The sequence below is a fragment of the Caniella muris genome, assembly GCF_943193035.1.
GTDB classification, from domain to species: domain Bacteria; phylum Actinomycetota; class Coriobacteriia; order Coriobacteriales; family Atopobiaceae; genus Granulimonas; species Granulimonas faecalis.
Genome location: NZ_CALPCK010000002.1, coordinates 334,940 through 349,036, shown reverse-complemented (window position 1 = coordinate 349,036; position 14,097 = coordinate 334,940). Strand labels below are relative to the sequence as shown.

Below are 14,097 nucleotides of genomic sequence, written 5' to 3'. Positions count from 1 at the left end.
TGGACCTCCTACAGCGTCTCGGGTGCGAGCGAGACGATCTTCATGTACTTGCGGTCGCGCAGCTCGCGGGCGACGGGCCCGAAGATACGGGTGCCGACGGGGTTGCCGTCCTTGTCGATCAGGACGCAGGCGTTCTGGTCGAAGCGGATGTAGCTGCCGTCCTTGCGGCGGGTCTCCTTGACGGTGCGCACGACGACGCAGCGGACGACGTCGCCCTTCTTCACCGAGCCACCGGGGGTGGCCTCCTGGACGGCGCACACGATGACGTCGGCGATGCCGGCGTAACGGCGCTTGGAGCCGCCCAGGACCTTGATGCACTTCACCTTGCGCGCGCCGCTGTTGTCAGCGACGTTGAGCACGGTCTCCATTTGAATCATAGTTCTATCCTCCGTACCGCCGGTTTCCAGAGGTGCGCCCACCAGTGCGACGCACGTGTGCCGGGGTTCTGATGGCGGTGGCTACTTGGCCTTCTCGACGATCTCCACGAGGCGCCAGCGCTTGGTCTTGGACAGGGGGCGGGTCTCCATGACCCTCACGGTGTCGCCGATGCCGCACTCGTTGTTCTCGTCGTGGGCGTGGAGCTTCTTGGTGACGTTCATCATCTTGCCGTACTTGGGGTGCGGCTTGCGCTCGGTGATCGACACCGTGATGGACTTGTCGCCGGAGATCGACGACACGACGCCGGTGCGGACCTTGCGCGAATTACGGGAATCGCTCATGTTTCTTCTCCCCTAGCGACTAGTTGGCGGCTTTGGCGGCCGCGATCTCGCGCGCGCGCATCTCGGTCTGGATTCGGGCGATGTCACGCTTGACGGTGGTCACCCGAGCGGTGTTGTCGAGCTGGCTCGTGGCCATCTGGAAGCGCAGGTTGAAGAGCTCGGCCCTGGCCTCCTCGAGCTTGGTGGACAGCTGCTCGTCGGTGAGCTCGCGAATCTCTTTGGCCTTCATACTGGTTAATCCTCCTCGGCCTGGTCGGCGCGGGAGACGATCTTGGTGCGGATGGGAAGCTTGTGCTGCGCCAGACGCAGGGCCTCCTTGGCAACCTCTTCGCTCACGCCGTCGATCTCGAACATGATGCGGCCGGGCTTGACGACGGCCACCCACTCCTCCGGGTTGCCCTTACCGGAACCCATGCGGGTCTCGGCGGGCTTCTTGGTGATGGGCTTGTCCGGGAAGATGGTGATCCAGACCTTGCCGCCACGCTTCATCTGGCGGGTCATGGCGATACGGGCGGCCTCGATCTGGCGGTTGGTGATCCAGTGGCACTCCTCGGCGCGGATGCCCCAGGAGCCGAAGTTGAGCTTGGTGCCGCCCTTGGCCTTGCCCTTCATGGAACCGCGCTGCACCTTGCGGTGGAGAACACGCTTGGGAGCCAGCATTAGTTGCCCCTCCTCTCGTTACGGCGACGGGGGCGGGACGGGCCCTCGAGCGCGGGGTTGGGCGCAGGCTGGCCCGGCAGCTTCTCGCCGAGGTAGATCCAGGTCTTCACGCCGCAGGCACCCATGATGGTGCGGGCAGTGGCCTCGGAGAAGTCGATCTTGGCGCGGAGGGTCTGCAGGGGCACGCGGCCCTCGCGGTACCACTCGCGGCGGCCCATCTCGGCGCCGCCGAGACGGCCGGAGCACTCGATGCGGATGCCCTTGGCGCCGGACTTGCGGGCGCTCTGGACGGCCTTGCGCATGGCGCGACGGAAGGCGATGCGCTGCTCGAGCTGCTCGGCGATGGACTGGGCGACCAGGCTGGCGTCGAGCTCGGGGCGCTTGACCTCGATGACGTCGACGGACACGCCGCCCTTCTCGGTGCCGGCGATCTTCTCGAGCTCGCGACGGAGGGCGTCGATCTCGGAGCCCTTCTTGCCGATGACGATGCCGGGGCGGGCGGTGTAGATGACCACCTTCACCTTGTTGCCGGCACGCTCGATGTCGACCCTGGAGAGGGCGGCACGCTCGAGGCGCTTCTTCAGGAACTTGCGGATCTTGAGGTCGTTGCCGACGTTGGCCGAGTAATCCTTATCGGCGTACCAGCGAGAACGCCAGTTCTCGGTGACGCCGAGACGGAATCCGGTGGGAGAAACCTTGTGACCCATGGATCTGTTACGCCTCCTTTCGGGGAGCGACGGTGACGGTGATGTGGCTGGTGCGCTTGTTGATGCGCGAGGCCGAGCCCTTGGCGCGGGGACGGATGCGCTTCAGGGTGGGGCCCTCGTCGACGTAGGTCTCGACGATCACGAGGTCGTCGGGACGGAAGCCCTTGTTCTGGTAGGCGTTGGCCACCGCGGAGCGGAGGACCTTCTCGACGTCGACCGCCACGGCACGCTCGGAGAAGCGGAGGATCTCCATGGCGCGCTCGACGGACTTGTTGCGGATCTGGTCGACGACCAGGCGCGCCTTGCGCGGCGCGACGCGCACGTACTTCGCGGTCGCGGACACGTGCGACGGATTAGTGGTGCTCTTTGCCATGCTTGTCTATCCCCTCTTTTAGGCCTTGTGTCCGCGGAAGGTGCGGGTGGGGGCAAACTCGCCGAGCTTGTGGCCCACCATGGACTCGGTGATGTACACGGGCACGTGCTTGCGGCCGTCGTGGACGGCGATGGTGTGGCCGACCATGTCGGGGAAGATGGTGGAGGCACGCGACCAGGTCTTGATGACCTCCTTGGTGCCGGCCTCGTTCTGCGCGACGACGCGCTGGAGGAGGCGGGTCTCCACGTACGGGCCCTTCTTGAGACTCCTGCTCATAGGTAATTGCTCCTGCTTCTCGCGACTGCGCTACTTCGTCTTGCGACGGCGGATGATGAGACGGTTCGAACCCTTCTTCGGGTCGCGGGTCTTGGCGCCCTTGGACGGCTTGCCCCAGGGAGAGACCGAGGGACGGCCGGAGGTGTGGTTCTTGCCCTCGCCGCCGCCGTGCGGGTGGTCGACCGGGTTCATGACCGTGCCGCGGACGGTGGGACGGATGCCCTTGTAGCGGTTGCGGCCGGCCTTGCCGATGCGGATGTTGGAGTGGTCGGCGTTGCCGACCTCGCCCACGGTGGCGCGGCAGGTGACCAGCACGCGGCGCATCTCGGAGGACGGCATGCGCAGGATGGCGTACTTGCCCTCCTTGCCCATGAGCTGCACCGAGGTGCCGGCGGAACGGGCGATGGCAGCGCCCTTGCCGGGCTGGAACTCGATGGCGTGGACCAGGGTGCCGACGGGAATCTCGGACAGCGGCAGGGCGTTGCCGGGCTTGATGTCGGCGCCGGGGCCGGAGATGACGGTGTCGCCCACCTTGAGGCCCTTGGGGGCCAGGATGTAGGCCTTGGCGCCGTCGACGTAGTGCAGCAGGGCGATGCGGGCCGAGCGGTTGGGGTCGTACTCGATCGTGGCGACCTTGGCGGGCACGCCGTCCTTGTTGCGCTTGAAGTCGATGCGACGGTACTTGCGCTTGACGCGGCCGCCCTGGTGACGGGTGGTGATGCGGCCGTTGTTGTTGCGACCGGCCTTCTTGGGCAGGGGCTCGAGAAGCGACTTCTCGGGCGTGGTGCAGGTGATCTCGGAGAAGTCCGAGACCGTCTGCCAACGCCTGCCCGCGCTGGTCGGCTTGAGATGCTTGACTCCCATGGTGATGTTCCCTTTCGAATATGTCCGATGGCCGCCCCGGCCAGGGATCGGCTTTACGCCGGGACCGGGACGACGCCGGATTACCACGGTACCGCGCGTATCCATTGCGGCACCGACCCGGACCCGCGACGGGGCCCGGGCCTCATCAGAGGACTACTCTGCGACCTGCTGGCCGAAGATCTCGATGGTGTCGCCCTCGGCGAGGGTGACGATGGCCTTCTTCCAGCGGCGGGTCTTGCCCTGGGCGTAGCGCACGCGCTTGTTCTTGGGCTTGACCCACATGGTGTTGACCTTGACGACCTTCACGTTGAAGATCTGCTCCACGGCGCTGGCGATCTCCTGCTTGGCGGCGTCACCGGCCACCTCGAAGGTGTACTTGTTGTCGCCCATCTGGTCGAAGGTGCGCTCCGAGACGATGGGGCGGATGATGACGTTGTAGACGGAGTTCATTAGACGAGAGCCTCCTCGAGGGTCTTGGCGACGGCCTCGGTCATGAGGAGGGCGCCGTTGTCGATGAGGTTGTGGGTGTTGGCCTCGTTGACGCCCAGGACGCGGACGTTGGGGAGGTTGCGGAACGAGATCATCTCGACGATGTCGTCGTTGCCCACCACGACGGTCACGCGCTTGTCGGCGATGCCGAGGGACTCGAGGAGGGCCTTGGCCTTCTTGGTCTTGGGCTCGTCGCCGAAGTCGATGGAGTCGACGAGGAAGAGCTCGCCGTCGACCAGCTTGCCCGAGAGGACCGAGCGCATGGCCAGCTTGATCTCCTTCTTGTTGGTGCGCTTGTAGTGCGAGCGCGGGGTGGGGCCGAAGGGCACGCCGCCGCCGACCCACTGGGTGGCGCGGATGGAGCCCTGACGGGCACGGCCGGTGCCCTTCTGGCGCCACGGCTTCTTGCCGCCGCCGGAGACCTCGGAGCGGCCCTTGGTGTCATGGGTGCCCTGACGCAGGCAGGACAGGTAGTTGACCACCACGTGGTGCACCACCGGGATGTTCGGCTCGATGCCGAACACGCGGGAATCGAGCTCGACGGTCTTGACCGAGGCGCCCTCCGCATTCTTGACTTCGATGTTGGACATCTGGATTCTCCTTGTGAGCCTGAGGGTGAGAACGTTCGAAGGCCCTTAGGCCATGCGGATCTGGACCAAGGCGTTCTTGGGGCCGGGCACGGCGCCCTTCACGAGCATGAGGTTCTGCTCGGCGTCGATGCGCACCAGCTTGAGGTTCTTGACGGTGACGCGCTCGTGGCCCATGTGGCCGGCCATGTGCAGGCCCTTGCGCACGCGGGCGGGGTAGGCGCACTGGCCGATGGAGCCCGGGCGGCGCTGGTTGCGGGAGCCGTGGGTGATGGGGCCGCAGGCGAAGTTCCAGCGCTTGATGGTGCCCTGGAAACCCTTGCCCTTGGAGGTGCCGGTAACGTCCACGTTCTTGACGCCCTCGAAGTCCGCCACGCTCACGACGTCGCCCACCTTGTGGTCGGCGGCGTTGTCCACGCGGACCTCGCGCAGGTAGCGCATGGGCTCGACGCCGGCCTTGGCGAAGTGGCCCTTCATGGGCTTGTTGACGCGGGAGGCCTTGATGTCGCCGAAGCCGATCTGGACGGCGTCGTAGCCGTCGGTGGCCTCGGACTTGACCTGCGAGACGACGCAGGGGCCGGCCTGGATGACGGTGACGGGGACGACGTTGTCCTCCTCGTCCCAGACCTGCGTCATCCCGAGCTTGCGGCCGAGAATCGTGCTGACCATTCCTGTTCCTTACCTTCGGTGGTCATGGGACGGCACGGGGACCGCATGCCCCCGTTCCCAGAGGACCACATCCTACGGGTCGCCGCTCTTTGGGATACGCCCGACCCCGTGGTATGGGTCTCGGCACAGAACACCCCAAATTGCAGCCTGAATAGTATAGGGTCCGCCTTCCCCATTTCATAGATTCTCCCCAGAGGAAGAACCAAACGGGAAGGGCGGGCCTTGGAAAGGGGGCTGGGCCCGTGGCCCAGCCCCCTTCGGCTGCCTTGGCTTTAAGCGTCGAGCTTGATGTCGATCTCCACACCGGCGGGGAGGTCGAGGCGCATCAGCGAGTCGACGGTCTCGCTCGGGGGGTCGAGGATGTCGATGAGGCGCTTGTGGGTGCGCATCTCGAACTGCTCGCGGGAGTCCTTGTCCTTGTGCGGCGAGCGGATGACGCAGTAGAGGTTGCGCTCGGTGGGCAGGGGGATCGGGCCGGAGACGCGGGCGCCGGTCTTCTGGGCGGTCTCGACGATCTGCCGGGAGGACTGGTCGACGACCTCGTGGTCGAAGCCCTTGAGGCGGATCCTGATCTTCTGGTTAGACAACGTGGTACCTCCATCGATGGGCGGGCGGAATGCTCGCGGGCTTGGTGACTAGGCGTTTCCGCCGGCCTTGCTGACGATCTCGTCGGCAACGTTCTTGGGGACGGGCTCGTACTCGGCGAACTGCATGGTGTAGCTCGCGCGGCCCTGGGTCTGGGAGCGCAGGTCGGTGGCGTAGCCGAACATCTCGCCCAGGGGCACCTTGGCCTTGATGACCTTGGTGTTGCGGCGGTCCTCCATGCCCTCGATCTTGCCGCGACGGCTGGAGAGGTTGCCCATGACGTCGCCCATGTACTCCTCGGGGGTCTCGACCTCGACGGCCTCGATGGGCTCGAGCAGGACGGGGTTGGACTTCTTGAGGGCGTCCTTGATGGCCATGGAACCGGCGATCTTGAAGGCGGCCTCGGAGGAGTCGACCTCGTGGTAGGAGCCGTCGGTGAGGGTCACCTTGACGTCCACGACCGGGTAGCCGGCGATGACGCCGGACTGCAGCGCCTCCTGGATGCCCTTGTCGATGGAGGGGATGAACTCCTTGGGCACCACGCCGCCGACGATGGCGTTGACGAACTCGTAGCCGCTGCCGGGCTCGGTGGGCTCGATGTCGATGATGGCGTGGCCGTACTGGCCGCGACCGCCGGACTGGCGGACGAACTTGCCCTCGGCGTGGGTGACGGGCTTGCCGGCGGTCTCGCGGTAGGCGACCTGGGGCTTGCCCACGTTGCACTCGACCTTGAACTCGCGGCGCAGGCGGTCGACGATGATCTCGAGGTGCAGCTCGCCCATGCCGGCGATGATGGTCTGGCCGGTCTCGTGGTCGGTGTGCACCTTGAAGGTGGGATCCTCCTCGGCGAGCTTGGCGAGGCCCACGGACATCTTGTCCTGGTTGGCCTTGTCCTTGGGCTCCACGGCGACGTCGATGACGGGCTCGGCGAACTCGATGGACTCGAGCACGATGGGGTGGGCCTGGTCGCAGAGGGTCTCACCGGTGGTGGTGTTCTTGAGGCCCACGACGGCGACGATGTCGGCGGTGGAGCAGGACTCGCGGTCCACGCGGTCGTTGGCGTTCATCTCGAGGATGCGGCCGAAGCGCTCGCGGTCCTCCTTGACCGAGTTGTAGACGTAGCTGCCGGCGTCGGCGGTACCGGAGTACACGCGGACGTAGGTGAGCTTGCCCACGTAGGGGTCGGTCATGATCTTGAACGCGAGGGCGCTGAAGGGCTCGTCGTTGGACGGCTTGCGGACCTCGGTCTCGCCGTTCTTGGGGTTGAAGCCCTCCACGGGGGGCACGTCGAGCGGGCTCGGCAGGTAGTCGATGACGGCGTCGAGGAGCTCCTGGATGCCCTTGTTCTTGTAGGCGGAGCCCACGAAGACCGGGTTCATGGCGTTGCCCAGGGTGGCGGCACGGATGGCGCCCTTGAGGACGTCGACGGGGATCTCCTCGTCCTCGAGCACGAGCTCCATGAGCTCGTCGGAGTAGTCGGCGGCGGCGTCGACCAGCTCGGTGCGCTTCTCGTTGGCGAGCTCGACGAACTCGGCGGGGATCTCATCGAGGGCCTCGGGGTAGATCATGCCCTTGGCGTCCTCCTTGAAGTCCCACGCGGTCATGGTGACCAGGTCGATGAGGCCCCAGAAGTCGTTCTCGGCGCCCATGGGGACCTGGGCGGCCACCGCGGGGGCGGACAGGCGGTCCTTCATGGTCTCGATGGCGTTGAAGAAGTCGGCGCCCACGCGGTCGTACTTGTTGATGAAGGCGATGCGCGGGACGTTGTACGTGGAGGCCTGGCGCCACACGGTCTCGGACTGCGGCTGCACGCCGGCCACGGCGTCGAAGACGGCCACGGCGCCGTCGAGGACGCGCAGGGAGCGCTCGACCTCGGAGGTGAAGTCCACGTGGCCCGGGGTGTCGATGATCTGGATGGTGTGGTCCTTCCAGAAGCACGTGGTGGCGGCGGACGTGATGGTCACGCCGCGCTCCTGCTCCTGGGCCATCCAGTCCATGGTGGCGGCGCCGTCGTGCACCTCGCCGATCTTGTGGGTCTTGCCCGTGTAGTAGAGGATGCGCTCGGTGGTGGTGGTCTTACCGGCATCGATGTGGGCCATGATGCCGATGTTGCGCATGTTCTTGAGGTTGTACTTGCTCTTGGCCATTGCGGTGTTCTCCCTTAGCGCGGCTTACCAGCGGTAGTGCGAGAAGGCGCGGTTGGCCTCGGCCATCTTGAAGACGTCCTCGCGCTTCTTGACGGAGGCGCCCACGCCGTTGGAGGCGTCGATGATCTCGTTGGCCAGGCGGTCGGCCATGGTCTTCTCCTTGCGGGAGCGGGAGAAGCCGACGATCCAGCGGATGGCGAGGGTGGTGGAGCGACGGGAGTTGACCTCCATGGGCACCTGGTAGGTGGCGCCGCCCACGCGCTTGGGCTTGACCTCGAGGGTCGGGCGCACGTTGTCCATGGCCTTCTTGAACACGGCGAGCGGGTCCTGACCGGTCTTCTCGGCCACCTGGTCGAAGGCGCCGTAGACGATGCGCTCGGCGGTGGACTTCTTGCCGTCGAGGAGGACCTTGTTGATGAGCTGGGTCACGAGACGGTTGTTGTAGACGGCGTCAGGGGTGACCTCACGGCGGTTCGCTGCTGCACGACGCGGCATGTGTTTCTCCTTACGTGCTGATCTTCAGGGCTTGAGGCTAGGAGCGCTTGGCGCCGTAGCGGGAGCGGGACTGCTTGCGGTTCTGCACGGCGGCGCAGTCGTAGGCGCCGCGGATGATCTTGTAGCGAACACCGGGGAGGTCGCGCACGCGGCCGCCGCGGATGAGGACGATGGAGTGCTCCTGGAGGTTGTGGCCCTCACCGGGGATGTAGGCCGTGACCTCGATGCCGTTGACGAGGCGCACGCGGGCCACCTTGCGCAGGGCCGAGTTCGGCTTCTTGGGCGTGGTGGTGTACACGCGGGTGCAGACGCCGCGCTTCTGGGGGTTGCCCTTGAGGGCCGGCTTCTGGGACTTGGCCTTGGTGCTCTTGCGGCCCTGGCGGACCAGCTGGTTGATGGTAGGCAAGTTTTCTCTCCTTCGTACCTGTTTGAGGCTCACATCGACCATATGTAGAGGCGACGCAGCACAACATCGCCTGGATCGGCGCAAGACGGGATATTATGCCGGTGTTTTCTCGCTGTCAATTGTCCACGTGGCCGGGCGTATCCCATTCCACCCGGCCTCCATCCCACAGCGAAGGGGCCCTCCCGGACAGTCCGGGAGGGCCCCTCGGGAAGAGCCGCTCGCTTAGCCGTTCTTGCGGGGACGACCGCGCTTCTTGGGCCTCAGCGCCTGGGCACCGCCGTCGCGGTAGGCGGCGCACCAACGGAAGAAGGCGCTCTTGCTGGCGACGCCGTGGGAGAGCATGGCGTCGCTTGCCGTCATGCCACGGTCGAGATGATCCTCGACCGCCTTGAGCTTGGTCTCATAGGTGTAGGAATTCCTCTGAGCTCCTGGCTGCATAATCCACCCCAACAATGCATTGGTCCGGGGGTGCCGCATTGGGGAGACGGTCTCCCAGTCCGATGGCGGTCGGCCCCCATATCGATGTGACGAACACTGTTGGTTGGGTACCCAGCGCCCCTCCCCCATTACTCCCCGGTCCATCAAATGTGTCGACACCGTAAACGGAACACAAAAAGGAGCCGGTCCTTAAAGAAACCGGCTCCTTTAATTACTAGAAAGCTGTAAGCAGAAAGCTGTTATGACTCCCCTACTCGCCGCCCAGCATCTCGTCCTGGTGGGCCACCTGGGTGAGGATGTCGTCGAGGGAGTTGAGGTCCTCGTTGATGGCGGCGGGGTTGACGTTGTCGCTCGCGGTGCCGCCGATGAGCTCGTCGTCGAACCCGTGGTGGGTGGACGGCGCGGCGGTGCCGAGCATGACGTTGTCGGCGTCGGGCGAGAACACCATGTTGAGGAGCTGGGAGAGCTCGTCGACGTCGGCGGCGTCGTCGTCCTCAGGCTGGAGCAGGTAGAGGAGGTTGCGCTCCTCGAGGCCCGCACGGAGCTCCTCGATGGCCTTGGCGCCGATGCCGTCGATGCGCAGCAGGTCGTCCTCGGTCTTGCCGATGAGGTCGCCGACGGTCTCGATGCCCACCTCGCTGAACTTGTTGGTCCAGCGCTGGGACACGCCGAGGTCGTCGAAGAGGTAGAGCTTGGCGTCCTCGGAGGACAGCGTACGGCCGTTCTTGGAGTACACGCCGGGGTAGTAGTCGTCGCCGGCCCACTCGAGCTGCTTGGGCAGCTGCTCCTCGATGCTCTTGAGCTCGTCGGGGGCCCACTCGGGCAGCGACTTGTCGAGCGGCGAGGAGGGGTGGTCGATGGACTCGCCGTGGTAGGTGAGCTCGACGTCGCGGTAGGCCTTGAGGCCGGTGCCGGCAGGGATCTGCTTGCCCACGATGACGTTGCTCTTGAGGTCCATGAGGTGGTCGACCTCGCCCTTGATGGCGGCCTCGGTGAGGACGCCGGCCGTGCGGATGAACGAGGCGGAGGACAGCCAGGAGTCGATGGAGCTCGCCACCTTGAGCGTGCCGAGGATGGCGGGCTCGGCCTCGGGCGGGGTGCCGCCCTCGAGGGCGATCTCGTTGACCTTGTCGGCGAACTCGTAACGGTCCACGTACTGGCCGAGGAGGTACTTGGAGTCGCCGGGGTTGGTCACCTGGACGCGGCGGAGCATCTGGCGGGCGATGACCTCGATGTGCTTGTCGTTGAGGTCGACGCCCTGGGAGGTGTAGACCGACTTCACCGACTCCACGAAGGTGTGCATGGTGGACTCGATATCCGTGAGCTTGCGCAGGTTGCGGAAGTTCACGAAGCCGTGGGTGAGCTGGTCGCCCGCGCGCACCGTGGCGCCGTCCTCGATGCCCGGCATGAAGCGCACCGACGCCGGGACGTCCTTGGTGGACAGCACGCGGCTGGGGTCGTCGGAGTCGAGGATGGTGATGTGGTACTCGTTCTGCTCGGGCACGATGTGCAGGAGGCCCGAGTAGGGGGCGAGGTCGGCCTCGCGGCCGAGGATCTTCTCGTTGACGTTGCCGACGACGTCGAACATGCGGCCGACGGTGGGCAGGCCCTGGGTGATGTCGTCGGCGCCGGCCACGCCGCCGGAGTGGATGGTACGCATGGTCAGCTGCGTGCCGGGCTCGCCGATGGACTGGGCGGCGATGATGCCCACGGCCGTGCCGATGTTCACCGGGCGGCGCGTGGAGAGGTCCCAGCCGTAGCACTTCTGGCAGACGCCATACTTGGAGCGGCAGGTGAGCAGGGCGCGGAGCTCGACCTTCTTGAGGCCGGCGTCCACCATGGAGCGGATGTCGTCCACGGACTCGATGTAGTCGCCCTCCTGGAAGAGCACCTCGCCGGTCTCGGGAGCCACGACGTCGTCGAGGACGCAGCGGCCCACGAGGTCGACGTTGAGGTCGTCGGTGCCGGGGAGCACGAGGTTGTAGGTCACGCCCTCGGCCGTGCCGCAGTCGGCCTCGCGCACGATGACGTCCTGGGCCACGTCCACCAGGCGGCGGGTGAGGTAACCGGAGTCGGAGGTGTGCGACGAGGTGTCCACGAGACCCTTGCGGGCGCCGTAGGTGGAGATGAAGTACTCCAGCGGGCGCAGGCCCTCGCGGAAGTTGGCCTTGATGGGCAGGTCGATGGTGTCACCGGACATGTCGGCCATGAGGCCGCGCATGCCGGCGAGCTGGCGCAGCTGGGTCTTGGAGCCACGGGCGCCGGAGTCGGCCAGCATGTAGATGGGGTTGTCCTCGGAGAAGCCCTTGAGCATGACCGAGCCGAGCTCGTCGGTGCAGGAGGTCCAGGCGTTGACGACCTCGGTGTGGCGCTCGGCCTCGGAGAGGAAGCCCATCTCGTAGTTCTCGTTGATGGTGTCGACCGCGATCTGCGTGTCGGCCAGCATCTTCTCCTTCTCCTCCGGGATGACGGCGTCCCAGACGGACACGGTCAGGCCGGCGCGGGTGGCGTAGTGGAAGCCCGCGTACTTGATGGCGTCGAGGATGGGCTCGACGTCGGCCAGCGGGTAGCGGTCGCAGCAGTCGTTGACCAGACGGCCCATGTCGGAGCTGACCATCTTGTAGTTGATGAAGGGGTAGTCGTTGGGGAGGCACTGGCGGTTGAAGATCACACGGCCGGCCGTGGTCTCCACGCGGACCGCGCCGTCGGTGACGTCGTAGTCGGTGTAGGAGTCCTTGGAGTCCATGACGCGGAAGAGCAGGCGGTCGTCCTCGGTCTGGATGTTGGCGTCCTCGGGCCCCACGCGCACGAAGACCTTGGCCTGGATGTCGAGGTCGGCATGGGCGTCGTAGGAGGAGATGACGTCGTCGAAGTCGGCGAAGGCCCTCCCCTCGCCCGCGGCACCCTCGTGCTCGGTGGTGAGGTAGTACACGCCGAAGACCATGTCCTGGGACGGCACCGTCAGCACCTTGCCGGAGGCGGGGGTGCGCAGGTTGTTGGACGACAGCATGAGCACGCGGGCCTCGGTCTGGGCCTGGGTGGACAGCGGCACGTGCACCGACATCTGGTCGCCGTCGAAGTCCGCGTTGAAGGGCTTGCAGACGAGCGGGTGCAGGTGGATGGCCTTGCCCTCGATGAGCACGGGCTCGAACGCCTGGATGGACAGGCGGTGCAGGGTGGGGGCGCGGTTGAGGAGCACGAGGCGGTCGGAGATGACCTCCTCGAGGACGTCCCACACACCCGGCTCGGAGCGGTCGATGGCGCGCTTGGCGCCCTTGATGTTCTCCACCTTGCCGAGCTCGACGAGGCGGCGCATCACGAAGGGCTTGAACAGCTCGAGGGCCATGGTCTTGGGCAGGCCGCACTGGTGCAGCTTGAGCTGGGGGTCGACGACGATGACCGAGCGGCCGGAGTAGTCGACGCGCTTGCCCAGGAGGTTCTGGCGGAAGCGGCCCTGTTTGCCCTTGAGGGTCTCGGCGAGGGACTTGAGGGGCCTGCCGCCACGGCCGGTGACGGGGCGCCCGCGGCGTCCGTTGTCGAACAGGGCGTCGACGGCCTCCTGCAGCATGCGCTTCTCGTTGTTGACGATGATGTCGGGGGCCTCGAGGTCGAGCAGGCGCTTGAGGCGGTTGTTGCGGTTGATGACGCGACGGTAGAGGTCGTTGAGGTCCGAGGAGGCGAAGCGGCCGCCGTCGAGCTGCACCATGGAGCGCAGGTCGGGCGGGATGACCGGGATGACGTCCAGGATCATGTTGGTGGGGTCGTTGCCGCCCTCCATGAAGGCCTCGACGATCTCAAGGCGCTTGACGGCCTTCTCGCGGCGCTGCTTCTGGCCCTTCTCGTTCTCGAGGATGGCGCGCAGCTCCTTGGCGGTGGCGGCGAGGTCGATGTCGGCGAGCAGGTCGCGCACGGCCTCGGCACCCATGCCGCCGTCGAAGTACAGCGAGTAGTACTTCTTCATCTCGCGGAACAGAGCCTCGTCGGCGATGAGCTCGCCCTTGGCCACGGTCATGAACTTGTCGAAGGCGTCCGTGCGGAGCTGCTTCTCCTCGGCGTACTCCTCCTCGAGGTCGGCGATCTCGGCGCGGATCTCGTCGGCGGACATGGGCTCCACGTCGCCGAACTCGTCCTCGCCGCCCTCGCCCTGCTCGCGGATGCGGGCGATCTGCTCGTCGCGCTCGGCGTCGAGCTGCTCGAGGTCGGCGGCCAGCTCCTCCTTGAGGTCGGTGGCGTCGGCCTCGCGGGCCTCCACGTCGACCTTGGTGATGACGTAGCTCGCGAAGTAGAGCACCTTCTCGAGGTCCTTGGACTTCATGTCGAGCATGCGGGCGAGCGGGAAGCTCGTGGGGCTCTTGAAGTACCAGATGTGGCTCACGGGGGCGGCGAGCTCGATGTGGCCCATGCGCTCGCGGCGGACCTTGGAGCTGGTCACCTCGACGCCGCAGCGGTCGCAGACGATGCCCTTGAAGCGGATGCCCTTGTACTTGCCGCAGGCGCACTCCCAGTCCTTGGAGGGCCCGAAGATCTTCTCGCAGAAGAGGCCGTCGCGCTCGGGCTTCAGCGAGCGGTAGTTGATGGTCTCGGGCTTCTTGACCTCGCCGTGGGACCAGGAACGGATCTGCTCGGCAGAGGCCAGGGAGATCTTGATGGCGTCGAAATCAGTGGTGTCGAAATCTGCCACA

The 14,097-nt window shown here is 66.1% G+C and carries 17 protein-coding genes; all 17 read right to left on the bottom strand.

Going from position 1 to position 14,097, the window contains the following annotated elements:
* Positions 1–8: 8 nt before the first annotated feature.
* Entirely contained in the window at positions 9–377 is a 369-nt protein-coding gene (rplN, locus tag NFR49_RS08595; protein ID WP_135978841.1) for a 50S ribosomal protein L14, read from the bottom strand.
* Between the two features lie 81 nt (positions 378–458).
* Complete coding sequence (gene rpsQ / locus NFR49_RS08590; protein WP_135978842.1) at positions 459–719, bottom strand: 30S ribosomal protein S17; 261 nt, start codon at positions 717–719, stop codon at positions 459–461.
* Between the two features lie 19 nt (positions 720–738).
* Positions 739–948 (bottom strand): 50S ribosomal protein L29, encoded by a 210-nt coding sequence (gene rpmC / locus NFR49_RS08585; RefSeq protein ID WP_135978843.1) that lies wholly within the window; start codon positions 946–948, stop codon positions 739–741.
* 5 nt (positions 949–953) lie between these two features.
* Positions 954–1,379, bottom strand: coding sequence for a 50S ribosomal protein L16 (gene rplP, locus NFR49_RS08580; RefSeq protein WP_135978844.1), 426 nt, complete (start codon positions 1,377–1,379; stop codon positions 954–956).
* Positions 1,379–2,086 carry a 30S ribosomal protein S3 gene (gene rpsC / locus NFR49_RS08575; protein WP_135978845.1) on the bottom strand — a complete coding sequence of 236 codons (708 nt, stop codon included), beginning with the start codon at positions 2,084–2,086 and terminating at the stop codon, positions 1,379–1,381. Before rpsC ends, rplP begins: the two co-directional genes overlap by 1 nt.
* 7 nt (positions 2,087–2,093) lie before the next feature.
* Positions 2,094–2,459: a 50S ribosomal protein L22 gene (rplV, locus tag NFR49_RS08570; RefSeq protein WP_135978846.1), complete on the bottom strand. Its 366-nt coding sequence runs from the start codon at positions 2,457–2,459 to the stop codon at positions 2,094–2,096.
* An 18-nt stretch (positions 2,460–2,477) separates the two neighbouring features.
* Positions 2,478–2,735 (bottom strand): 30S ribosomal protein S19, encoded by a 258-nt coding sequence (rpsS, locus tag NFR49_RS08565; RefSeq protein ID WP_135978847.1) that lies wholly within the window; start codon positions 2,733–2,735, stop codon positions 2,478–2,480.
* Between the two features lie 30 nt (positions 2,736–2,765).
* Complete coding sequence (rplB, locus tag NFR49_RS08560; protein ID WP_135978848.1) at positions 2,766–3,599, bottom strand: 50S ribosomal protein L2; 834 nt, start codon at positions 3,597–3,599, stop codon at positions 2,766–2,768.
* 153 nt (positions 3,600–3,752) lie between these two features.
* On the bottom strand, positions 3,753–4,049 hold the full coding sequence (gene rplW, locus NFR49_RS08555) for a 50S ribosomal protein L23 (protein WP_204406482.1): 297 nt from the start codon (positions 4,047–4,049) through the stop codon (positions 3,753–3,755).
* Entirely contained in the window at positions 4,049–4,678 is a 630-nt protein-coding gene (gene rplD, locus NFR49_RS08550) for a 50S ribosomal protein L4 (RefSeq protein ID WP_251159203.1), read from the bottom strand. Before rplD ends, rplW begins: the two co-directional genes overlap by 1 nt.
* 45 nt (positions 4,679–4,723) lie before the next feature.
* Positions 4,724–5,344, bottom strand: a complete 621-nt coding sequence (rplC, locus tag NFR49_RS08545; protein WP_251159202.1) for a 50S ribosomal protein L3 — start codon at positions 5,342–5,344, stop codon at positions 4,724–4,726.
* A gap of 272 nt (positions 5,345–5,616) precedes the next feature.
* A complete protein-coding gene (rpsJ, locus tag NFR49_RS08540) occupies positions 5,617–5,931 on the bottom strand; it encodes a 30S ribosomal protein S10 (protein ID WP_135978852.1) in 315 nt (104 codons plus the stop codon).
* A gap of 48 nt (positions 5,932–5,979) precedes the next feature.
* Positions 5,980–8,076: an elongation factor G gene (fusA, locus tag NFR49_RS08535; protein WP_251159201.1), complete on the bottom strand. Its 2,097-nt coding sequence runs from the start codon at positions 8,074–8,076 to the stop codon at positions 5,980–5,982.
* 24 nt (positions 8,077–8,100) lie between these two features.
* Positions 8,101–8,571 (bottom strand): 30S ribosomal protein S7, encoded by a 471-nt coding sequence (gene rpsG / locus NFR49_RS08530; protein ID WP_251159200.1) that lies wholly within the window; start codon positions 8,569–8,571, stop codon positions 8,101–8,103.
* 37 nt (positions 8,572–8,608) lie between these two features.
* Positions 8,609–8,977, bottom strand: coding sequence for a 30S ribosomal protein S12 (rpsL, locus tag NFR49_RS08525; RefSeq protein WP_135978855.1), 369 nt, complete (start codon positions 8,975–8,977; stop codon positions 8,609–8,611).
* Between the two features lie 222 nt (positions 8,978–9,199).
* Positions 9,200–9,415, bottom strand: coding sequence for a helix-turn-helix domain-containing protein (locus NFR49_RS08520; RefSeq protein WP_168354118.1), 216 nt, complete (start codon positions 9,413–9,415; stop codon positions 9,200–9,202).
* A gap of 250 nt (positions 9,416–9,665) precedes the next feature.
* Positions 9,666–14,096 (bottom strand): DNA-directed RNA polymerase subunit beta', encoded by a 4,431-nt coding sequence (locus NFR49_RS08515; protein WP_251159199.1) that lies wholly within the window; start codon positions 14,094–14,096, stop codon positions 9,666–9,668.
* Position 14,097: the final 1 nt, after the last annotated feature.